22 protein-coding genes are annotated in these 21190 nt (G+C 67.2%); 15 read left to right on the top strand and 7 right to left on the bottom strand.

Annotated elements, in window-relative coordinates; translation table 11 throughout:
- Positions 1 to 25: 25 nt before the first annotated feature.
- The gene (locus AC3A5T_RS16320; protein WP_487629448.1) at positions 26 to 574 is read right to left on the bottom strand and encodes a DUF1415 domain-containing protein; all 549 of its coding nucleotides are present in this window, start codon (positions 572 to 574) and stop codon (positions 26 to 28) included.
- A gap of 5 nt (positions 575 to 579) precedes the next feature.
- Positions 580 to 1062: a YajQ family cyclic di-GMP-binding protein gene (locus AC3A5T_RS16325; protein ID WP_487629449.1), complete on the bottom strand. Its 483-nt coding sequence runs from the start codon at positions 1060 to 1062 to the stop codon at positions 580 to 582.
- A 137-nt stretch (positions 1063 to 1199) separates the two neighbouring features.
- On the opposite strand from AC3A5T_RS16325, the gene AC3A5T_RS16330 reads away from it, so the two are divergent.
- Positions 1200 to 2249 carry an NAD(P)-dependent alcohol dehydrogenase gene (locus AC3A5T_RS16330; protein WP_487629450.1) on the top strand — a complete coding sequence of 350 codons (1050 nt, stop codon included), beginning with the start codon at positions 1200 to 1202 and terminating at the stop codon, positions 2247 to 2249.
- A gap of 43 nt (positions 2250 to 2292) precedes the next feature.
- Here AC3A5T_RS16330 and AC3A5T_RS16335 read toward each other — a convergent pair whose 3' ends face one another.
- The 3 genes from AC3A5T_RS16335 to AC3A5T_RS16345 form a co-directional block, all read right to left on the bottom strand.
- Entirely contained in the window at positions 2293 to 2706 is a 414-nt protein-coding gene (locus AC3A5T_RS16335) for a hypothetical protein (RefSeq protein WP_487629451.1), read from the bottom strand.
- Between the two features lie 9 nt (positions 2707 to 2715).
- The gene (locus tag AC3A5T_RS16340; protein ID WP_487629452.1) at positions 2716 to 3672 is read right to left on the bottom strand and encodes a hypothetical protein; all 957 of its coding nucleotides are present in this window, start codon (positions 3670 to 3672) and stop codon (positions 2716 to 2718) included.
- Positions 3673 to 3750: 78 nt separating this feature from the next.
- Entirely contained in the window at positions 3751 to 4428 is a 678-nt protein-coding gene (locus AC3A5T_RS16345; RefSeq protein WP_487629453.1) for a M48 family metallopeptidase, read from the bottom strand.
- Positions 4429 to 4548: 120 nt separating this feature from the next.
- On the opposite strand from AC3A5T_RS16345, the gene AC3A5T_RS16350 reads away from it, so the two are divergent.
- Together AC3A5T_RS16350 and AC3A5T_RS16355 are read left to right on the top strand one after the other, a co-directional pair.
- On the top strand, positions 4549 to 5478 hold the full coding sequence (locus AC3A5T_RS16350) for a DMT family transporter (protein ID WP_332078130.1): 930 nt from the start codon (positions 4549 to 4551) through the stop codon (positions 5476 to 5478).
- Between the two features lie 77 nt (positions 5479 to 5555).
- On the top strand, positions 5556 to 6092 hold the full coding sequence (locus AC3A5T_RS16355; RefSeq protein WP_487629454.1) for a DUF1453 domain-containing protein: 537 nt from the start codon (positions 5556 to 5558) through the stop codon (positions 6090 to 6092).
- A gap of 93 nt (positions 6093 to 6185) precedes the next feature.
- Here AC3A5T_RS16355 and AC3A5T_RS16360 read toward each other — a convergent pair whose 3' ends face one another.
- The gene (locus AC3A5T_RS16360) at positions 6186 to 6818 is read right to left on the bottom strand and encodes an OmpW/AlkL family protein (RefSeq protein ID WP_232137421.1); all 633 of its coding nucleotides are present in this window, start codon (positions 6816 to 6818) and stop codon (positions 6186 to 6188) included.
- Positions 6819 to 7233: 415 nt separating this feature from the next.
- Here AC3A5T_RS16360 and aceF point away from each other — a divergent pair, with 415 nt between their 5' ends.
- From aceF to lpdA, 3 genes are read left to right on the top strand one after another with little or no spacing between them, the layout of a single operon-like run.
- Complete coding sequence (gene aceF, locus AC3A5T_RS16365) at positions 7234 to 8964, top strand: dihydrolipoyllysine-residue acetyltransferase (RefSeq protein ID WP_487629455.1); 1731 nt, start codon at positions 7234 to 7236, stop codon at positions 8962 to 8964.
- 8 nt (positions 8965 to 8972) lie between these two features.
- Positions 8973 to 10592, top strand: a complete 1620-nt coding sequence (locus AC3A5T_RS16370) for a GNAT family N-acetyltransferase (protein WP_487629456.1) — start codon at positions 8973 to 8975, stop codon at positions 10590 to 10592.
- Positions 10592 to 12418, top strand: a complete 1827-nt coding sequence (gene lpdA / locus AC3A5T_RS16375; RefSeq protein ID WP_487629457.1) for a dihydrolipoyl dehydrogenase — start codon at positions 10592 to 10594, stop codon at positions 12416 to 12418. The genes AC3A5T_RS16370 and lpdA overlap by 1 nt, the downstream gene beginning before the upstream one ends.
- A 103-nt stretch (positions 12419 to 12521) precedes the next feature.
- Here lpdA and AC3A5T_RS16380 read toward each other — a convergent pair whose 3' ends face one another.
- Positions 12522 to 13436 carry a TonB-dependent receptor gene (locus AC3A5T_RS16380; protein WP_332078135.1) on the bottom strand — a complete coding sequence of 305 codons (915 nt, stop codon included), beginning with the start codon at positions 13434 to 13436 and terminating at the stop codon, positions 12522 to 12524.
- A 430-nt stretch (positions 13437 to 13866) separates the two neighbouring features.
- On the opposite strand from AC3A5T_RS16380, the gene AC3A5T_RS16385 reads away from it, so the two are divergent.
- The 9 genes from AC3A5T_RS16385 to AC3A5T_RS16425 all read left to right on the top strand — a co-directional run bounded on the left by AC3A5T_RS16385 (position 13867) and on the right by AC3A5T_RS16425 (position 21129).
- Complete coding sequence (locus tag AC3A5T_RS16385) at positions 13867 to 14244, top strand: hypothetical protein (RefSeq protein ID WP_487629458.1); 378 nt, start codon at positions 13867 to 13869, stop codon at positions 14242 to 14244.
- Positions 14245 to 14272: 28 nt separating this feature from the next.
- Positions 14273 to 15070: a F0F1 ATP synthase subunit A gene (gene atpB / locus AC3A5T_RS16390; protein ID WP_332078137.1), complete on the top strand. Its 798-nt coding sequence runs from the start codon at positions 14273 to 14275 to the stop codon at positions 15068 to 15070.
- Between the two features lie 83 nt (positions 15071 to 15153).
- Positions 15154 to 15444 (top strand): F0F1 ATP synthase subunit C, encoded by a 291-nt coding sequence (atpE, locus tag AC3A5T_RS16395; protein WP_159681455.1) that lies wholly within the window; start codon positions 15154 to 15156, stop codon positions 15442 to 15444.
- Positions 15445 to 15556: 112 nt separating this feature from the next.
- Complete coding sequence (locus tag AC3A5T_RS16400) at positions 15557 to 16027, top strand: F0F1 ATP synthase subunit B (RefSeq protein ID WP_232137414.1); 471 nt, start codon at positions 15557 to 15559, stop codon at positions 16025 to 16027.
- Positions 16028 to 16032: 5 nt separating this feature from the next.
- Entirely contained in the window at positions 16033 to 16560 is a 528-nt protein-coding gene (locus tag AC3A5T_RS16405; protein ID WP_487629459.1) for a F0F1 ATP synthase subunit delta, read from the top strand.
- A gap of 52 nt (positions 16561 to 16612) precedes the next feature.
- Positions 16613 to 18163 (top strand): F0F1 ATP synthase subunit alpha, encoded by a 1551-nt coding sequence (gene atpA / locus AC3A5T_RS16410; protein ID WP_332078138.1) that lies wholly within the window; start codon positions 16613 to 16615, stop codon positions 18161 to 18163.
- A 120-nt stretch (positions 18164 to 18283) separates the two neighbouring features.
- Positions 18284 to 19144 carry a F0F1 ATP synthase subunit gamma gene (gene atpG, locus AC3A5T_RS16415; RefSeq protein ID WP_487629460.1) on the top strand — a complete coding sequence of 287 codons (861 nt, stop codon included), beginning with the start codon at positions 18284 to 18286 and terminating at the stop codon, positions 19142 to 19144.
- 39 nt (positions 19145 to 19183) lie between these two features.
- Positions 19184 to 20584, top strand: coding sequence for a F0F1 ATP synthase subunit beta (atpD, locus tag AC3A5T_RS16420; protein WP_332078140.1), 1401 nt, complete (start codon positions 19184 to 19186; stop codon positions 20582 to 20584).
- A 119-nt stretch (positions 20585 to 20703) separates the two neighbouring features.
- Positions 20704 to 21129, top strand: coding sequence for a F0F1 ATP synthase subunit epsilon (locus tag AC3A5T_RS16425; protein ID WP_332078141.1), 426 nt, complete (start codon positions 20704 to 20706; stop codon positions 21127 to 21129).
- Positions 21130 to 21190: the final 61 nt, after the last annotated feature.

The raw sequence follows: 21190 nt of genomic DNA on the forward strand, positions 1-21190 counted from the left end.
AGCGCAGTCGCGCGCTGTGCCGCCCTCAGTTCGCTTCGGTAAACAATCGCGCCCAGCCCGCGTGCCCCAGCGTTTCGAGCGTGGCGAGATTGCGGTCGATGATGCTGTCCGGTTCGGGATACGCCGCCACCGCGCGCGCCACGCTGTCTTCGCGCAGCAGGTGCAGTGTCGGATACGGCGCGCGGTTGGTGAAGTTGCCGATCTCGTCGGATGCGGTGCCGGCGAACTGGTAATCGGGATGGAAGCTCGCGACCTGCAGCACGCCATCGAGCTCCAGCGCCTCGACCAGGCCGTCGGCCTCGTCGAGGAAGTCGTTGTACTCGAGGAAATCGCCCAGCACCTGCGGATGCACGATCAGCGTCGTGTCGATCTCGCTGGCCGGCGTATCGCGCAGGCGCAGCAGTTCCTCGCCGAGTGCTTCGAGTAGGGCTTCGGGCGTCGTCGCGTCGCTGAGCACGAACCGCACCTGGTCCTTGACCACGACGGCCTTCGCGAACGGACACAGGTTCAGTCCGATCACCGCGCGCTCCAGCCACAGGCGGGTGTCGGCGATCGGATCGGCGCTCGGGAACATGCGGATCAGTCGCGGAAGTTGTCGAACTGCAGCGGCAGTTCGAAATCGGCGCCACGCAACAGGGCCATCGCCGCCTGCAGATCGTCGCGCTTCTTGCCGTTCACGCGCAGCTTGTCGCCGTTGATCTGGCTGTCGACCTTGAGCTTGGCCTCTTTCAGCGCGTTCTGGATCTTCTTCGCCAGATCGCGCTCGATGCCCTGCTTGACGGTGACCGTCTGCCGCGCGCCGGCGAGGTTGGTCTCGATGTCGCCGAACTCCAGACACTTCACGTCGATCTTCCGCGCGGCCAGGCGCTGGCGCAGGATCTCGGTCATCTGCTGGACCTGGAAGTCGCTCGGCGCCGACTGCTTGATGGTCGATCCGTCGAGTTCGTAGGACGCCTCGACGCCCTTGAAGTCGAAGCGCGTGGTCAGCTCGCGGTTGGCCTGGTCAACGGCATTGGTCAGCTCGTGGGTGTCGACTTCGGACACGATATCGAAGGACGGCATGGGGCACCTGCAGGTGGGACGAAGGCGCGCAGATTACCGCACCGGCGGTATGGGCTGTTCCGCCGATGCCACGCCAACATTGCGTGGGGGACCGCAAAATAATGGTTCCCCCGACTGCCCATGACGAGGCATCCGCCATGTTCGAGACCCCCGCCTACGCCGCCGCCGACGCCACCACGCCGCTGGCGCCGACCACGATCCAGCGCCGCGCCCCGCGCGCCAACGAAGTCCTGATCGACATCGCCTTCTGCGGCGTCTGCCATTCCGATCTGCACCAGGTCCGCGACGAATGGGGCGGCTCGATCTTCCCGATGGTGCCGGGCCACGAGATCGTCGGCCATGTCGCCCAGGTCGGCACCGGCGTCACGAAGTTCAAGGTCGGCGACGCCGTCGGTGTCGGCTGTTTCGTCGATTCCTGCCGGTCCTGCGCGCAATGCCAGGCGGGCGAGGAGCAGTTCTGCGAGCAGGGCATGACCGGCACCTACAACGCGATGGAACGCGACGGCAGCGCCCCCACCTACGGCGGCTATTCCACCCGCATCACCGTCGACCAGGACTACGTGCTGCGCGTGCCCGAGTCGCTGCCGCTCGACGCCGCCGCGCCGCTGCTGTGCGCCGGCATCACCACGTATTCGCCGCTGCGCCACTTCGGCGTCAAGGCCGGCGATGCGGTCGCGGTGGTCGGCCTCGGCGGCTTGGGGCATATGGCGGTGAAGTTCGCCGTCGCGATGGGTGCGCGCGTGACCGTGCTCAGCACATCCGAATCCAAGCGCCAGGATGCACTGAAGCTCGGCGCGCATGATTTCGCCGCCACGCGTGACGACAACACGTTCAAGACGCTGGCCAAGACCTTCGACTTCATCGTCGACAGCGTCTCCGCGCCGCACGACTACAACGCCTATCTGTCGCTGCTGAAGGTCGACGGCACGATGATCCTGCTCGGCGTGCCCGACCAGCCGGCGCCGGTCGCCGCCGGCGCTTTGATCATGCAGCGCCGTCGCCTGACCGGCTCACTGATCGGCGGCATCCGCGAAACCCAGGAAATGCTCGACTTCTGCGCCGAGCACGGCATCGTGTCCGACATCGAGCGCATCGGCATCGCCGACATCAACACCGCCTACGAGCGCATGCTCAAGGGTGACGTGCGCTACCGCTTCGTCATCGACACGGCGACGCTGGCGGGCTGAGGACGGTCGCCCCCGCCTGCGCAGACGCAGGCGGGGGCGATGTTCAGGCCGGTGCTGCGGCCGGCGGAGCCTTCGCGAAATTCACCAGCCGGATCGGCTGGATGCCGTGCAGTTGTTCCTGCAGATCGGCCTGCGTGACGAGCTGCGCCAGTTGCTGGCGGTACAGGCGGTCGAGCAGTTCCGGCAGCGGCATCGTCGCGCGCATGTAGGACAGCGGGCCGTCGTCGACGTCCGCGAGATGACCGCAGCCCGCGCGCAGATGTCGTCCCATCGACTGCGAGTCGTCGAGCGGCAGCGCATCGAGCGCCACCATCAGCGCATCGACGCCCGTGCGATAGCGCGCGGCGGTGCGCAGCAGCCATTCGCGCAGCGCCGGCTCGTCGCCGTGCAGGCCGCGCGACAGCGGCAGGCAGGCCATCGCATCGAGATGCAGGCTGCGCAGACGGCGTGCGTGCACGTGCAGGACCTACAACGCGGCCAGTCGTGACCTGGCCTCGGCGCGCTCGACGTCCGGCATCACCGCGATCGCGTGCGCAAGCCGTTTCGCGAACAGGCCCGACAGACGTTCGAGCAGGCGTGCGTCGGGGGTGTTCTCGGCCTCGCCGCCGGCGAAATCGGTGCGCAGCGCGACCGCGTCCGCCGCGGAACCGTCGGGCATGGGGACGTCGAAGCCGAGATCGATCAACGCGACACGCGGCGCGGCCTCGATCTGGCGCTGGCGCGCGCGCTGTCTGCGTGACCACAGCGGCGCGACATCGGGCAGCAGCCGACGCAGTTCGTCGACGCACTGCTGCCAGGCCATCGCGGCATGGGGCGCCCGCGTCGCATCGTCCGGCTCCACGCGCGCAGGCTCGACGAGCATGCCGGCGGTGTAGCGCGTCCAGGCCAGCGCATCGGCCTCGGGCAAGGCATCGATGTCGACGACGGCCGCGGTGTCGACGAGATTGCGCGCGCCGAATGTCAGACCCATGCCGCGGTAGTAATGCGCGGTCACGCGTCGCGACAGCGCGGGGAAGTCGGCGAACAGGTCGCGGGCCGGACGCGCCTCCAGGAACAGGCCGGTGGCGCCGAGCGCTTCGGCATTGGCAACGCGCGCAGCATCGGCCGGGTGGGTGGCCCAGTAGTGCGTGGTGTCGTCCGAATCCAGTGCGCGCCGCAGATCGTCCCAGTCCCGCGTGCTGAATTTCTGCAGGAATGCCATCACCGCATCGGACAGGTCGGCCGCCAGACGGCCCTGCTGCCACACATGCGCCCCCTGCGCGTCGGCGCGGTGGAAGGCCAGCATCAGGGCGCGCATGCGCAGCGCGGTGGTGGCGAAGCAGTCGCTGCCCGAAACGATGGCCTCGTAGCGGTCGGCGTCGAATTCCATCTCCTGCGACAGTCGACGGCTCATGCGGAAGCTGACCGCGAACAGGCCGCGCATCAGCATCCGGGTCAGCCACAGGCATCCGCTGGCGAGCCATGCAGCGGCCGCGAAGGCGCCGTTGTCCGCGTCGCTGCGCTAGTCGTGCAGGCGGTCGTCCCACGCATCCCATTCGTAGCCGCGCGACCACAGCCAGCCGTTGACGCGGTTGATGACGTGCGAGCTGCGCATGCCGCCGCCCTGGGCGAAGTGGCCGAACTCGTGGGCGAGCACGCCGACGAACTGCCGGGCCTCCAGGCCCGCGACCAGCGGCATGCCGATCGTCAGGCGCCGATGGCCCCGCAGGAAGCCCCACAGGCCGGGTTCGAACTGCACCCAGGCGTTGACCGCATGGGTGAGCCGGATCGAGGACGGCGGGCGCGTGCCGATCGCCCGGCACAGCGCGTGGACGCCCTCGACGAAGGCGGGATCCTCGGCCGGCGACAGTTCGATTTCCTCGCGCGCGCGCGGACGCGGCGCCACGAAGGGCTTGAGCAGGAACAGCAGCAGGATGCCGCCGACGAAACCGGGCAAGGTCCAGGCGACGACGCGGCCCCAGAGGAAGCCCGGCTGCAGGGCGTGCACCCAGTCGCTGTACCAGCGGTACTCCAGCCAGGCGACGCCGGCGATCGTGCCCAGATACACCAGCGGCATCGCCAGGCACAGACCGGTGACCAGCCACAGGCTCAGCAGATAGAGCGGTTTGACCGGCGGGCGGGGGATCGAGCCGGCGGGCAGCGCCCGCAGCAGGTCGGCGGGACGGGTGTCGACGGTCATGAGCCTCTCCTTGGCGATGTCCGCGCATCAAAGCAGGCCGGCCGCACCGTCGCAATCCCCCGCCGCGCCGGTGCAGCCATGCGAGGATGCGCGTCCCGATCCGCCGCATCGCCTGCCGTCATGTCCGCTTCCGCCGCTCCCACCCACGCCCGCGCCGCCGCACTGTGGATGCTGTTCGCCGTGCTCGCGTTCGCCGGCATGGACGCGGGCATGAAGTGGATCGCCAACGACTATTCCGCGTTCCAGGTCGCGACCTTCCGCAGCCTGGCGACGCTGCCGCTGATCATCGGCTGGCTGCTGCTGCGCGGACGCGCGGGCACGCTGCTGCGCATCCACTGGCCGCTGCATCTGCTGCGCGGAATCCTGGGCGTCGGCATGATCGCCGGCTTCGTCTACGGCCTGGCGCGGATGCCGCTGTCGACGGCCTACGCGATCGTCTTCGTGTCGCCGCTGATGGTCACCGCGCTGGCGGTGCCACTGCTGGGCGAGAAGGTCGGGCCGCGACGCTGGACGGCGATCGCGCTCGGCGTGGTCGGTGTGCTGGTCGTGCTGCGGCCCACGGGCGAGGGCATGGCGACGCTGGCCGGGCTGTCGGTCGTCGGCGGCGCGCTGTGTTACGCCATCGCATCGATCACCGTGCGCAAGCTCGCGCAGCGCGACAGTCCCGAGGCGCTGGTGTTCTGGTTCCTGGTGCTGATGGCGGTGTTCGCCGGTGCGCTGGCGTGGCCCGACTGGCAACCGCTGCAGCGCGAACACGGGTGGGTGCTCGCGCTGATCGGCGTGACCGGTGCGCTGGGGCAGGTCGGGCTGACGCACGCGTTCCGGCTGGGCGAAGCGAGCCAGGTCGCGCCGCTGGAGTACACCGCGCTGCTGTGGGTGGTGCTGCTGGATCTGTTCGTCTGGCAGGTGCTGCCCGACGGCATGACGTGGCTGGGCGCCGGCATCATCGTCGCCAGCGGGCTGTACATGTTCCGCCGCGAGAAAGTGCTGTCCGATGCCGGGACCGTGGACGCCGAGATCAAGCGCCTCGACGGCACGCCGCGGCCCTAGGCGCCCCTTTTTATCGTGGTCGCGCGCTGGATCGCCGATCATGCCGCCTTCGACACGCCGGAATCCGCGACACCGCCATGCCTCTTCTGTTGCTCGCCGTGGTCCTGCTCGTCATCTTCGCGTTGCTGCTTCTGCTGTGGCCGCTGGCGCTGTGGAACCGCTATCGCGTCGGCACGTCGCGCCGGCGTCCGCCGCGCTGGCTGACCCGGCTCAATGCCTGGCTGATTCCGGCATCCGCGCTGGTGTTCCTCGGCGGCATGGGCATCGCCCAGCTGTTCGTCGATCACGCGTTTCCGTACGCCGCGCTCGGCGTGCTCACCGGACTGGCGCTCGGGGGTCTGGGCTGGGCGCTGACGCGCGTCGAGCATCGTCCCGGCCAGGTCTGGTACACGCCGAACCGCTGGCTGGTGCTGGCGCTGACGCTGGTCGTCGTCGCGCGCGTGTTCGCCGGTATCTGGCAGGCCTGGGAGCGCATGCGAGGGGACACCGCGGCGCTCGCCGCGTGGGGGCCGCTCGGCGAGCCGGCCGGCCTGTTCGCGGTCGCCGGGCTCGTGGTCGGCTATCACGCGATGTACGCGGTAATGCTGCAGTGGCGGCTGGGGCGCTGGCTGTAACCGCCAGGCGTGCGCATCGTACGCATCGAAATGCCGCATAAAAAAAGACCCGCCGAAGCGGGTCTTCCGTGACACACGACTCTGGGAGAGAGATCAGAAACGTGCGCCGATACCGACACCCACGGTCCACGGGTCGAGCTTGAGCTCCTGACCGGTGGACACGCCGGCCTGGTTCACGTCCGCGCGGCTGCGCAGGTAACGCGCATCGGCGCGGGCAAACCAGGTGGGGGTGATGTTCATGTCGACGCCGACCGTGCCGATCGCGCCCTTCGGCGTGGACAGGCTGACGTGCTCGCCACCGGGGTTGAGGTCTTCACCGCTGATGTTGGAGTGGTGATAGCCCAGACCCACGAACGGGCGGAAGGTGTTGTCGGCCTGGCCGAAGTGGTACTGGCCGCTCAGCGCGATCGGCTGCTGCTCGACGGTGCCGACCTTGCCGGCGTCGTTGCGGACGCGGTGATCGAACTTGTCGAGCGCGCCCCACAGTTCGGCGCTGATGTTGTCGGTGAAGTTGTACGACACCGATGCGGTCGGCGCCGGGCCGCCGTCGACTTCGACGCCATCGTTGGCACTGCGGTTGGTCGGCTCGAGCAGGGTGGCGCCGCCGACGACCGAGAAGCGCTTGCCGGACGCGGTGTCACCGGCGTCCTGGGCGAACGCGACCGACGAGACGGCAAAGCTGGCCAGAGTGGCAAGGGCAAGAACGCGCTTGTTGGACTTCAGCATGGGGTGTGCTCCTTCTTGAAGGCCGGACCGTGTGGCGGGTCCAGCGTTGCGGCATGTCGCGGCGTGCGGGGGCAGCGCTGCGACCTTCCTCTGCGGGAAGGCGGCGCCATGCTCGCAATCGAAAGCTGAATCCGCGATTTGCGATTTCTGAAGCGTTCGCAACGCTTCACGAGGTCTTCGGGAACCCGATTGCGTGGTTCATCCGCGAGTGCCTGTCGATGCGACTTCCGCACGATGCAAGCGCCGGAAAATGCATGTACGCACGTCGAACGCAATGATCGCGACGCAGCGTTCCGTCATCGACGGCTGGCGCGCGCGCGAAAGCGCTGCCATGCGCGTCCGTACGCGATGCAACAGTTGGCGCAAACCCGGCTGGGCCGCACAATAGCGGGTCACGAGATGCCCGGAGGGCCGCATGGCCGACCTGAAAGAAGCACGCGTTCCCGACATTGGCGGGTTTGACGATGTCCCGGTGATCGAGGTGCTGGTCGCCGTCGGCGATACGGTGTCGGTCGATCAGGGGCTGGTCACGCTCGAATCGGACAAGGCCACGATGGAAGTGCCGGCGCCGTTCGCGGGCGTGATCAAGGAACTGAAGGTCAAGGTCGGCGACACGCTGTCGGAAGGCGGCGTGGTCGCGATCATCGAGGCCGAGGGCGGCGGTGCCCAGGCGGAGACGCCGGCGAAGGCCGAAGCGCCCGCGAAGAGCGAAGCCCCGAAGGCTGCCGACACGCCGGCTGCCGGGAAAGCCGCACCGGCCGCGAAGACCGAGGCGCCCAAGGCGCAGTCCGGTGGTGGCGGCGCGCAGGAGTCGAAGGTCCCGGACATCGGCGGCTACGACGACGTGCCGGTGATCGAAGTGCTGGTCGCGGTCGGCGACACGGTCGAGAAGGATCAGGGTCTGATCACGCTGGAATCGGACAAGGCCACGATGGAAGTCCCGGCCGCGGTCGCCGGCGTCATCAAGGAACTGAAGGTCAAGGTCGGCGACACACTGTCGGAAGGCGCCGTGGTCGCGATCATCGAAGCCGCGGGCGATGCGCCTGCCGAGGCGTCCGCACCGGCCGCCGCGCCGGCCAAGGGCACCGATGACAACACGATCGAGCCGGTGGCGGCGCAGGCCACGCCCGACAAGATCGCCGAAGCCTCGATCGCGCATCGCGCGCCGGGCGGTGGCAGTCCGCCGGTGCGGTTCGATGCCGATGCGATCTTCCCCGACAAGGTGCCGTACGCCAGCCCGGCGGTGCGACTGTTCGCACGCGAGCTCGGCGTCGATCTGACCCAGCTCAAGGGCAGCGCCAAGGGCGGCCGCATCCTCCGCGAGGACGTGCAGTCCTTCGTCAAGAGCGCCCTGCAGGGCGGCGGCGCGAAGGCCGCTTCCGGTGCGCCGGCAGCGGCGGGTGGCGGTCTCAACCTGCTGCCGTGGCCGAAGGTCGATTTCGCCAAGTTCGGCGAGATCGAGGTCCAGGAGCTGGGCCGCATCCAGAAGATCTCGGCGGCCAACCTGGCGCGCAACTGGGCGATGATCCCGCACGTCACGCAGCACGACGATGCCGACATCACCGACCTCGAAGCGCTGCGCGTGCAGCTCAACAAGGAGAACGAGAAGGCCGGCGTCAAGCTGACCATGCTCGCGTTCCTGATCAAGGCCTCGGTGGCGGTGCTCAAGCAGTACCCGCGTTTCAACAGCTCGCTCGACGCGACCGGCGAGAACCTGACGCTCAAGAAGTATTTCCACATCGGCTTCGCCGCCGACACGCCCAACGGCCTCGTCGTCCCGGTGATCCGCGATGCCGACAAGAAGGGCGTCATGGAGATCTCGCAGGAGATGTCCGCGCTGGCGAAGAAGGCGCGCGACGGCAAGCTCGGCCCGGCCGACATGCAGGGTGGCTGCTTCTCGATCAGCTCGCTCGGCGGCATCGGTGGCACCAGCTTCACGCCGATCGTCAACGCACCGGAAGTCGCAATCCTCGGCGTGTCGAAGTCGGCGATGAAGCCGGTCTGGGACGGCAAGGCCTTCCAGCCGCGTCTGACCCTGCCGCTGTCGCTGTCCTACGACCACCGCGTGATCGATGGCGCCGCCGCGGCGCGCTTCACCGCGACGCTGGCGCAGCTGCTCGGCGACATGCGTCGCGTGCTGCTGTAAGCGTGCCGGTGACCAGCGACACCACGCGAGAGAAAGCGCGGCTGACCGTCCGCCATGCGACGGTCGCCGACATTCCGGCGATCGTCGCGCTGTCGGACACGGTCTACGGCGAGGAAGGCGGTTACACCGCCGAGATGCTCACCGGCCAGATCGCGCAGTTCCCGCAGGGCGTGTTCGTCGCGTGCTACGAGGACGTCGCGGTCGGCTACTGCGCGACGTTCCGGATCGACGAAGCGAGCGCCATGGCGCCGCATCGCTGGACCGAGATTTCGGGCGGCGGGTATGGCGCGCGCCATCTGACCACCGGCGACTGGCTCTACGGCATGGAAGTCTGCGTGGATCCCGCGTACCGCGGCCTGCGCATCGGCCGCCGGCTGTACGAACTGCGCAAGCGGCTGTGCCAGGAACTCGGTCTCAAGGGCATCGTGTTCGGCGGTCGCCTGCCGGGCTTCTCGCGTCGCGCGAAGGCGTACGGCAACGATGCGCACGCCTATGTCGCCGACGTGCGCGCAGGCCGCATCCGCGATCGCGCGCTGAGCTTCCAGCTCAGCAACGGGTTCGAGTTCATCGGCCTGCTGCGCAACTACCAGCCTGCCGACCGCGAATCGCGCGGTTACGCGGCGCATCTGGTGTGGCGCAATCCCAAGATCGATCCGAACGTGCGCACCACCGGCACCGCGCGCCAGCTGCCCGATTCGGTGCGCGTGGCGACCGTGCAGTACCAGCAGCGCCGCGTGGGCTCGTTCGAGGAATTCGCCACCCAGGTCGAGTACTTCGTCGACATCGCCGCCGATTACCGCGCCGATTTCGTCGTGTTCCCGGAGCTCTTCACGCTGCAGTTGCTGTCGGTGGAGAACAAGCCGCTGTCGCCGCAGGATTCGCTGCTCGCGCTGACGGGGTACACCGAGCGTTTCGCGACGCTGCTCAGCGAACTGGCGGTGCGCCACAACATCAACATCATCGGCGGCTCGCATCCCACGCGGACCAGTAACGGCCCCGACGCGAAGGTGCGCAACATCTGCTACGTCGCACTGCGCGACGGCTCGCTGCACACGCGCGACAAGCTGCATCCCACGCCCAACGAGCGCACCTGGTGGGGCATCGGCGGCGGCGACAGCGCGCGGGCGATCATGACCGACTGCGGGCCGATCGGCGTCATGATCTGTTACGACAGCGAGTTCCCCGAACTCGGCCGCCATCTGGTCGACCAGGGCGCGATGATCCTGTTCGTGCCGTTCTGCACCGACACCCGCGAAGGCTATCTGCGCGTGCGCTACTGCTCGCAGGCGCGCGCCGTCGAGAACCAGTGTTACGTGGTGTTGTCGGGCAACGTCGGCAATCTGCCGGGCGTCAACAACTTCGACATCCAGTACGCGCAGAGCTGCATCCTGACGCCCTGTGATTTCCCGTTCGCGCGTGACGGCATCGCCGCCGACACCACGCCGAACGTCGAGCAGGTCGCGTTCGCCGACCTGCGTCTCAACGATCTCGTCGTCGCCCGCAACGACGGCACCGTGCAGAACCTCAACGACCGCCGCCACGATCTGTATTCGCTGACCTGGGCCCGCCGCCCGTCGTCGCGCATCGCGGCGTCGGACCCCACGCAACAGACTCCGGAGAACCCGTGATGGCCCAGACCCTCGAAGTGAAAGTCCCCGACATCGGCGGCTACGACGACGTGCCGGTGATCGAGGTGCTGGTCGCCGTCGGCGAGACCGTCGCCAAGGACCAGAGCCTGGTCACGCTGGAATCGGACAAGGCCACGATGGAAGTGCCGGCTTCGAGCGCGGGCGTCATCAAGGAATTGAAGGTCAAGGTCGGCGACACGCTGTCGGAAGGCAGCGTGGTCGCGGTGATCGAAGTCGAAGGCGCGGGCGATGCGCCTGCCGCCGACGCGAAAGCCACCGCGCCCGCGAAGAAGGCAGATGCGCCGGCGAAGAAGAGCGACGCGCCCGGCAGCAATCCGCCGGTCGCGCGTTCGCCCGCGGCGCCGGCCGAACCCGAAGCGGTCAAGGCCGCACCGTCCTCGGGCCGCCAGGCCGATGTCGAATGCCGCATCGTCGTGCTCGGCTCCGGCCCTGGTGGGTATACCGCCGCATTCCGCGCGGCCGATCTCGGCCTCGACACCGTGCTGATCGAGCGCTACGAGACGCTCGGCGGCGTCTGCCTCAACGTCGGCTGCATTCCGTCGAAGGCGCTGCTGCACGCGGCCGAGGTCATCGACCAGGCCAAGCACGCCAGCGACTACGGCGTCGACTTCGGCGCGCCGACGATCGCCCTCGACAAGCTGCGCGGTTACAAGGAAAAAGTGGTCGGCCAGCTGACCAAGGGCCTGACCGGCATGGCCAAGCAGCGCAAGGTGCGCGTGGTCACAGGCGAAGGCCTGTTCGTGTCGCCGAACGAGATCGAAGTCACCGGCAGCGACGGCAAGACCCAGCTCGTGCGTTTCGAGCAGTGCATCATCGCCGCCGGTTCGCAGGCGCTGAAGCTCCCCGGCTTCCCGTGGGACGACCCGCGCGTCATGGATTCGACCGACGCGCTGGAACTGGCCGAAACGCCGAAGAAGCTGCTCGTCGTCGGCGGCGGCATCATCGGTCTGGAGATGGCGACGGTCTATCACGCGCTCGGCTCGGAGGTGACCGTCGTCGAGCTCGCCGACCAGCTGATGCCCGGCGCCGACAAGGATCTGGTCAAGCCGCTCGCCGATCGCCTGAAGAAGCAGGGCGTGTCCGCGCATCTCAAGACCAAGGTCGTCGAGGCGAAGGCCGCGAAGACCGGTATCGACGTCGTCTTCGACGGCGAGAGCATTCCGGAGACGAAGACCTTCGACCGCGTGCTGGTGGCCGTAGGCCGCACGCCCAACGGCGGCAAGATCGCCGCCGACAAGGCCGGCGTGCGCGTGTCGGATCGCGGTTTCATCGCCGTCGACGCGCAGATGCGTACCAACGTGCCGCACATCTTCGCGATCGGCGATCTGGTCGGCCAGCCGATGCTGGCGCACAAGGCCACGCACGAAGGCAAGCTCGCGGCCGAAGTCGCCGCCGGCGAGAAGAAGGAATGGGTGGCGCGGGTGATTCCGTCGGTCGCCTACACCGATCCGGAAATCGCGTGGGTCGGCGTCACCGAGACCGAAGCCAAGGCCAAGGGCCTGAAAGTCGGCGTGGGCAAGTTCCCGTGGGCGGCCAGCGGTCGCGCGATCGGCATCGGCCGCACCGAGGGCTTCACCAAGCTGATCTTCGACGAGGCCACGCACCGCATCGTCGGCGCCGGCATCGTCGGCGTGCATGCGGGTGATCTGATCGCCGAAGCCGGTCTGGCGATCGAGATGGGCGCCGAAGTCGCCGACATCGGCCACACCATCCATCCGCATCCCACGCTCAGCGAATCGGTGGCGATGGCGGCGGAAGTGTTCGACGGTACGATCACCGACCTGTACATCCCGAAGAAGAAGTAAGCGCGCGGGACAGCACGTCCACGCCTACGAAAAAGCCCCGGCATGCCGGGGCTTTTCCATGTCCGCGCGCCGTGTCGTCCGGCGCGCGGATCGGTGCTTGCACTCAGAAGCGGAACGTCACGCCGGCCATCGGGCCGTGGACCTTCAGATCGCCGGTCACGTTGCCCGAATACGGGAACGGACCTGCGTCGATGCCGTCCGGCGCGCGCGCGGTGCCGCGGTACTGGTCCTTGAGCTTCAGGCGGAACCAGTCGTAGCCGACGTGGATGCCGACGCGCTCGCTGACCATGTATTCGACCAGCAGGCCGCCGCGCTCGAAGTGGCCTTCCTCGTCGAGGATGTTGCCCCAGGTCGTATCCAGATACTGCGCTTCGAGACCGACGGTCCAGCGCTCGGCCGGCGTCCAGGTCAGGCGGGTGTGCAGGCCCGGCGACACGCCGTCGCGCTCCCAGCCCACGCTCTCGAATTCGGGATCCAGCAGATCGGTGCCGGTCGATGCGCCGTTGGCGGTGGCTTCGAGCTTGGCGTAGGTCACGCCCAGGCCCAGGCCCCACTCGAAGCTGTCGTTCTTGACGACGGCGTATTCGTAATTGAGGTTCGCCAGGCGGAACGACAGGCGCCCGTCGATGCGCGCGCCCGGAATCTCGATCGCGTCGCCGCCCGGGATGATCGTGCCGGTGTCGAGCACGTTGCCGCCGTATTCCCAGGTTTCGTCGCGGCGGTAATCGTAGAAATTGCCGATCAGTGCCTGGCGGTCGCTGATGCGGAAACCGATCGCGCCGCGCGGACGCCATTCGCGGCCGGTGTCGAAGCTTTCGTCGAAGCCGAAGGTCGCGGTGTCGCTGCCGTCGGTGACCGTGCCGTCGCCGGAGAAGCCCAGTTCGGCTTCCGGATTGAAGGCGCTCAGGCGCAGCACGAAGCGGTCGTCACGGCTCTGCGCCTGCGCCGCGGTGGCGAAGGTGGCGAGGATGGCGGTGGAGAGCAGGGCAAGGGCGAAGCGGGACGCGGGTCGGGACATCGGGGGAGTCTTCCTGGGAGAGGCGTGCGATGTTCGTTAAACCGCAGTCTTTCCGACGTGAAGTCGTCATGTGACCGACGTTCGCTTCCGTTCCCGACGCGACACAGGCGTGGCGCCCAAAAAAAGAGCCCCGGCGGGCGGGCCGGGGCTCGGGGTGACGATCTGCAGACGGGACCGACGAGGAAGGACGGCAGATCGGACACACAGATACGACTTGCGCGGCGGGCGGAAGTTCCGGCCGAACGCGAATAAATCCACGGAAAATTGTGAATGCGCAGTCGCTGGGGTCGCCTCTTGGGGCCGATGTGCGGCGGATTCCGAAACAGGACCTCCGCCGGTTGTGGGTCAAATGACGCCGCTGCTATACTTTTGCGGCTCGACGGGGCCGTTTCGACGCCCCCGTGTCCTCCAGACAGTGGAATCCTTTGAAGTGTTGACGTCCGTCGCAGTGGGTCGGCGGCTGGCACAGCGCGCAATCGCCTGGCAGGCGGTCGCAGTCGCGGTGACGGCGCTCGCCTTCCTCGCAAGGGGAGCCGACTGGGCGCTGGCGGCGGGTCTCGGCGGTGCGGCGATCGCACTCGGGGGCTGGCTGTCGAGCGTCATCGCGCTGGGGGGTGGGGTCAATCCGTCGACAGGCGCGCTCGCGCGGCTGCTGGCAGGAGTGGCGTTGAAGTGGGTCGTGGTGGTGGCGGTTCTGCTGCTGGGCGTGGGAATGGCGGGTTTGTCGCCGGTTCCGATGCTCGCCGGGGTCATCGTCGCGCTCTTCGCGCAGTTGCTCGCAATGTCCCGGCCTCTGGCCAGGCACTGAACCAATCACAGGCAGGGTTTTCGATCTTATGGCAGCTGATGCGGAACTGACCCCAACCAGCTACATCCAGCACCACCTGCAGAACCTGACCGCGTCGACCGGCGAAGGCGGCTTCTGGACGCTGCACGTGGACACGCTGATCACCGCCCTGCTGATGGGCGGCCTGATGGTGTTCGCATTCTGGATGGCGACCCGCAAGGCGACCGCCGGCGTGCCGGGCAAGTGGCAGGCGTTCGTGGAGATCTGCCTGGAGTTCGTCGACAAGCAGGCCCGCGACACGTACCACGGCTCCAGCAAGCTCGTGACGCCGATCGCGATCACGCTGTTCTTCTGGATCCTGCTGATGAATCTGCTGAAGATGATTCCGGCGGATTTCATCGCCAAGCCGCTCGAGCTGCTGGGCGTGCATTACTGGAAGCCGGTGCCGACCGCCGACGTCAACGCGACGCTGGGCCTGTCGATCAGCGTGTTCTTTCTGACGATCTTCTTCGCGCTGCGTGCCAAGGGCATCGGCGGCATGTCGAAGGAGTTCCTGTTCGCACCGTTCGGCAAGTGGATGGTGCCGTTCAACCTGATCCTCAACATCGTCGAGTGGCTGAGCAAGCCGATTTCGCTGGCGATGCGACTGTTCGGCAACATGTTCGGCGGCGAGATCGTGTTCCTGCTGATCTGGGTCCTCGGCGGCGCGAGCCTGCTGGGCGTGCTCGGCGGCGGCGTGCTCGGCCTGGGCTGGATGCTGTTCCACCTGCTGGTCATTCCGCTGCAGGCCTTCATTTTCATGATGCTGTCGATCGTCTACCTCAGCCTGGCTGAAGACGACCACTGATCGCCGGCATCACGCGACACCGCTTTCGTAACACCCCAATCCCTGGTTCCACCCTTACCAAGCAATCCGCTCCGGAGAAAACAATGGAAATCGCACTGACCTCGTTCGCCCAGATCCAGGCTTCGACCGTTCTGGCCATCGGCATCATGATCGGCCTGGCTGCGCTGGGTGCGGGTCTGGGCCTGGCCATCATGGCCGGCAAGTTCCTCGAGTCGGCCGCGCGCCAGCCCGAGCTGATCCCGGTGCTGCAGGTCCGCATGTTCATCACCGCCGGCCTGATCGACGCCGCGTTCATCATCTCGGTCGCCGTCGGCCTGCTGTTCGCGTTCGCTTCGCCGTTCATCGGCCCGGTCGCCGCGCAGCTCGCGGGCTGATCCAGCCGCCCGGCGTTCCGGTTGCGGTGCGTGCATCGCGCATGACCGCACCGGTGGATGACAGGGGGCGCGTCCGCGCGCCCAACCCTTCACGACAGGCAGTCACAAGCCCATGAATATCGGTCTGACCCTAATTGCCCAGGCACTGGCGTTCGCCGGTCTGATCTGGATCATCGCGACCAAGATCTGGCCGCCGCTGCTCAGTGCCATCGAGGAGCGCCAGAAGAAGATCGCCGAAGGTCTGGCCGCGGCGGACAACAGCCAGCGCGCCCTCGCGCAGGCCCAGGAAACCGCCAACGAGGAACTCAAGGCCGCGCGTGCGAAGGCCAACGAGATCATCGAACAGGCCCATCAGCGTGGCACCCAGATCGTCGAGGCCGCCAAGGCCGAAGCGGTCACCGAGGGCCTGCGCCAGAAGGCGATGTTCGACGCCGAACTCCAGGCCTCGGCCACCCGTGCACGCGAAGAGCTGCGTCGTCAGGTCTCCAGCCTGGCGGTGACCGGCGCCGAGCGTCTGCTCAAGCGTGAGATCGACGCCAACGCCCACAAGGCGCTGCTCGACGAACTCGCCGCGGAGATCTGAGTCCGATGAGCCAGGCCATGACGATCGCCCGTCCGTATGCCCGCGCCGCGTTCGCGATCGCGCGTGACGGCGGCCAGTTCGCGCCGTGGTCGGACGCGCTCGCGTTCTCGGCCCGCGTCGCTGCCGATCCGCAGGCGGCCGCGCTGCTCGGCCACCCGGCGCTGTCGCACTACGATGCCGTCGCGCTGCTCGCACCGGAGGGCGCCGACGAGAAATTCGCCGGCTTCCTCACGCTGCTGGCCAGCAACGGACGTCTCGCGCAGTTGCCGGAGATTGCCGGCCAGTACGAGGAACTGCGTGCCGAAGCCGAGCACATCGTGCTGGCGACGGTGACGTCGGCAGCCGAGCTGCCGGACGCAGAAGTGGAACAGATCCGCGCCGCGCTCAAGCGTCGTTTCGGTCGCGAAGTCCAGGTCGAAACGGCCGTGGACGCATCGCTGATCGGCGGCGCGGTGATCTCGGCGGGCGACGTGGTGATCGACGGCTCGCTCAAGGGCAAGCTGGCGCGCCTGCAGTCCGCGCTGACGCACTGACACGATTTTCAATTGCAACGTCGGCGGAAACGCCGGCTCAAGGGAACCCCCGATGGCTACCACGCAACTCAATCCTTCCGAGATCAGCGAGCTGATCAAGTCCCGCATCGAGAAGGTCAAGCTGAGCGCCGAATCGCGCAACGAAGGCACCGTGACCTCGGTCGCCGACGGCATCGTGCGTCTGCACGGCCTGGCCGACGTGATGCAGGGCGAAATGATCGAACTGCCGAACAACACGTTCGCACTCGCCCTCAACCTCGAGCGCGACTCGGTCGGCGCCGTGGTGCTGGGTGACTACGAGCACCTGCGCGAAGGCGACGTGGCCAAGACCACGGGCCGCATCCTCGAAGTGCCGGTGGGTCCGGAAATGCTCGGCCGCGTCGTCAATGCGCTCGGCGAGCCGATCGACGGCAAGGGCCCGATCGACGCCAAGCTCAGCGCGCCGGTCGAGCGCGTCGCGCCGGGCGTGATCTGGCGCAAGTCGGTCGACCAGCCGGTGCAGACCGGCTACAAGTCGGTCGACTCGATGATCCCGATCGGCCGCGGCCAGCGCGAGCTGCTCATCGGCGATCGCCAGACCGGCAAGACCGCGATGGCGATCGACGCCGTGATCAACCAGAAGTCGACCGGCATCAAGTGCGTCTACGTGGCGATCGGCCAGAAGGCCTCGACCGTCGCCAACATCGTGCGCAAGCTCGAAGAGAACGGCGCGCTCGCGCACACCGTCGTCGTCGCCGCCACCGCGTCCGAATCGGCCGCGATGCAGTACATCTCGGCCTACGCCGGCTGCACCATGGGCGAGTACTTCATGGACCGCGGCGAAGACGCGCTGATCGTGTACGACGATCTGTCCAAGCAGGCCGTCGCCTACCGCCAGATCTCGCTGCTGCTCAAGCGTCCGCCGGGCCGCGAAGCCTACCCGGGAGACGTGTTCTATCTGCACTCCCGTCTGCTCGAGCGCGCCGCGCGCGTGTCCGAGGAGTATGTCGAGAAGTTCACCAATGGCGCCGTGACCGGCAAGACCGGTTCGCTGACCGCGCTGCCGATCATCGAAACGCAGGCCGGCGACGTCTCGGCGTTCGTGCCGACCAACGTGATCTCGATCACCGACGGCCAGATCTTCCTGGAAACCGACCTGTTCAATGCCGGCATCCGCCCGGCCGTGAACGCCGGTATCTCGGTGTCGCGCGTCGGTGGTTCGGCGCAGACCAAGATCATCAAGAAGCTCTCGGGCGGCATCCGCATCTCGCTCGCCCAGTACCGTGAGCTGGCCGCGTTCGCGCAGTTCGCCTCGGATCTCGACGAAGCCACCCGCAAGCAGCTCGAGCGCGGCCAGCGCGTCACCGAGCTGATGAAGCAGAAGCAGTACAAGCCGATGTCGATCGCGCACCAGGCGCTGACGATCTACGCCGTCAACGAGGGGTATCTCGACGACGTGCCGGTCGCCAAGCTGCTCGCGTTCGAAGAAGGCCTGCACGCGCACTTCGACAACACCGCAGGCGAACTGGTCGGCAAGATCAACCAGACCGGCGGCTGGAACGACGAGATCGAAGGCGCCTTCAAGCAGGGCATCTCCGAGTTCAAGACCACCGGTAGCTGGTAAGGCGTCAGAAGGTCAGGAGTGAGGGGGTCAGAGGTCGCGCGTTTCGCGTCCACTGACGTCTGAGCCCGCATCGCGGGCGCTCCCTTCACCCCCTCACTCAAGCGAGCAAAGCGAGCGGATATGGCAGGCGGCAGAGAAATCAAGACGAAGATCAAGAGCGTGCAGAACACCCGCAAGGTGACGCGCGCGCTCGAGATGGTCTCCGCGTCGAAGATCCGCAAGGCGCAGGATCGGATGAAGGCATCGCGCCCGTATGCGAACGCGATGAAGCAGCTGATCGGGCATCTCGCCCAGGCCAGCTCCGAGTTCCAGCATCCGTACCTGGTCGAGCGTGAGGTCAAGCGCGTCGGTTACATCGTCGCGTCCTCGGATCGCGGCCTGGCCGGCGGTCTGAACAACAACATGTTCCGCAAGCTGCTCGGCGAGATCCGCGCCTGGCAGGACAAGGGCGTGCAGGTCGACGTGGTGACCATCGGCCAGAAGGCGACGGTGTTCTTCCGCCGCCTGAAGGTGGACATGGTCGCCAGCGTCACCCACATCGGCGACACGCCGGAAGTCGAACAGCTGGTCGGCATCATCAAGGTGATGCTCGACGGCTACACCGACGGCCGCGTCGACCGGGTGTTCCTCGCCTACAACCACTTCGTCAACACGATGACCCAGAAGGCCAGCTTCGACCAGCTGCTGCCGCTGCCGGCCGCCGAGACGCAGGTGGTCAAGCACGACTGGGACTACATCTACGAGCCGGACGCCGAATCGGTGCTCGGCCACGTGCTGACGCGTTACATCGAATCGCTCGTGTACCAGGCGGTGATGGAGAACGTGGCTTCCGAACATGCCGCACGCATGGTCGCGATGAAGTCCGCGAGCGACAACGCCACCAAGCTGATCGACACGCTCAAGTTGGTCTACAACAAGGCCCGCCAGGCAGCGATCACCCAGGAAATCTCCGAGATCGTCGGCGGCGCCGCAGCGGTCTGATCCGTACGCGCACCAGAATTCTTCTAGAGGAATGCAGCAATGAGTCAGGGCAAGATCGTTCAGATCATCGGCGCGGTCGTCGACATCGAGTTCGCGCGCAACGAAGTACCGAGGGTCTACGACGCACTGAAGGTCGAAGGCACGGAGATCACGCTGGAAGTGCAGCAGCAGCTCGGTGACGGCATCGTGCGCGCGATCGCGCTCGGTTCCACCGACGGCCTGAAGCGCAACCTGATCGCGACCAACACCGACCGCGGCATCTCGGTGCCGGTCGGCCCGGGCACGCTCGGCCGCATCATGGACGTGCTGGGTCGCCCGATCGACGAAGCCGGTCCGGTCGAAGCCACCGACCACTGGGAAATCCACCGGTCGGCGCCGTCGTACGAAGACCAGTCCTCGTCCACCGAGCTGCTGGAAACCGGCATCAAGGTCATCGACCTGATGTGTCCCTTCGCCAAGGGCGGCAAGGTCGGCCTGTTCGGCGGCGCCGGCGTCGGCAAGACCGTCAACATGATGGAACTGATCAACAACATCGCCAAGGCGCACGAAGGCCTGTCGGTGTTCGCCGGCGTGGGCGAGCGTACCCGCGAGGGCAACGACTTCTACCACGAGATGAAGGACTCCAACGTCCTCGACAAGGTGGCGATGGTCTACGGCCAGATGAACGAGCCGCCGGGCAACCGCCTGCGCGTCGCGCTGACCGGCCTGACGATGGCGGAGTACTTCCGCGACGAGAAGGACGCGTCCGGCAAGGGCAAGGACGTGCTGCTGTTCGTTGACAACATCTACCGCTACACGCTGGCCGGTACCGAAGTGTCGGCGCTGCTCGGCCGCATGCCGTCTGCCGTGGGCTACCAGCCGACGCTCGCCGAGGAAATGGGCGTGCTGCAGGAGCGCATCACCTCGACGAAGTCCGGCTCGATCACCTCGATCCAGGCCGTCTACGTGCCCGCGGACGACCTGACCGACCCGTCGCCGGCGACGACCTTCGCCCATCTCGACTCCACGGTGACGCTGAGCCGCAACATCGCCTCGCTCGGCATCTACCCGGCCGTCGATCCGCTGGACTCGACCAGCCGCCAGATGGACCCGAACGTCATCGGCAACGAGCACTACGACACCGCCCAGCGCGTGCAGTCGACGCTGCAGAAGTACAAGGAGCTCAAGGACATCATCGCGATCCTGGGCATGGACGAGCTGTCGGAAGAAGACAAGCAGGCCGTGTCGCGCGCGCGCAAGATCGAGCGCTTCTTCTCGCAGCCTTTCCACGTGGCCGAAGTCTTCACCGGTTCGCCGGGCAAGTACGTCCCGCTGAAGGAAACGATCCGCGGCTTCAAGGGCATCGTCGACGGCGAATACGACCACCTGCCCGAGCAGGCGTTCTACATGGTCGGCGGCATCGACGAAGCGGTCGAGAAGGCGAAGAAGATCGCGGCCTGAGAGCCGTGAGGGTGTGAGGGTGTCAGGCGTCAGTACCTGACCTCTCACTTCCTGAGCGTGCGCCGCACGCGCCCGTTCTTACGCTTCACCCCTTACACGTCGAGCAGAGCGAGACCGCCATGACCACCACCATCCGTTGCGACATCGTCAGCGCAGAAGCCGAGATCTTCCACGGCGAGGCGACCATGGTCGTGGCCACCGGCGAGCTCGGCGAGCTCGGCATCGCGCCGCGCCACGCGCCGCTGATCACGCGCCTGAAGCCGGGCAAGGTCGTCGTGACCCAGGCCAACGGCGAAGTGCTCGACTTTGCGATCGGCGGCGGCATTCTCGAAGTGCAGCCGCAGGTCGTGACGATCCTGGCCGACACCGCGATCCGCGCCGACGACATTGACGAGGCCGCCGTGAAGGCTGCCAAGGACGAGGCCGAGCGCATCCTGGCCGGCCGCGGCGAGGCGATGGACATCGCCGAGGCCCAGCAGAAGCTGGCCGAGGCCGTGGTCCAGCTGCAGGCGCTCGAGCGTCTGCGCAAGACCCTCAAGCACTGAGGCATCGCGTGACGCAGCATCTGGAACGCCGGCCATGTGCCGGCGTTTTTTTGTTCTGGGG

It is taken from the genome of Luteimonas sp. Soil_C_16, from assembly GCF_057657295.1.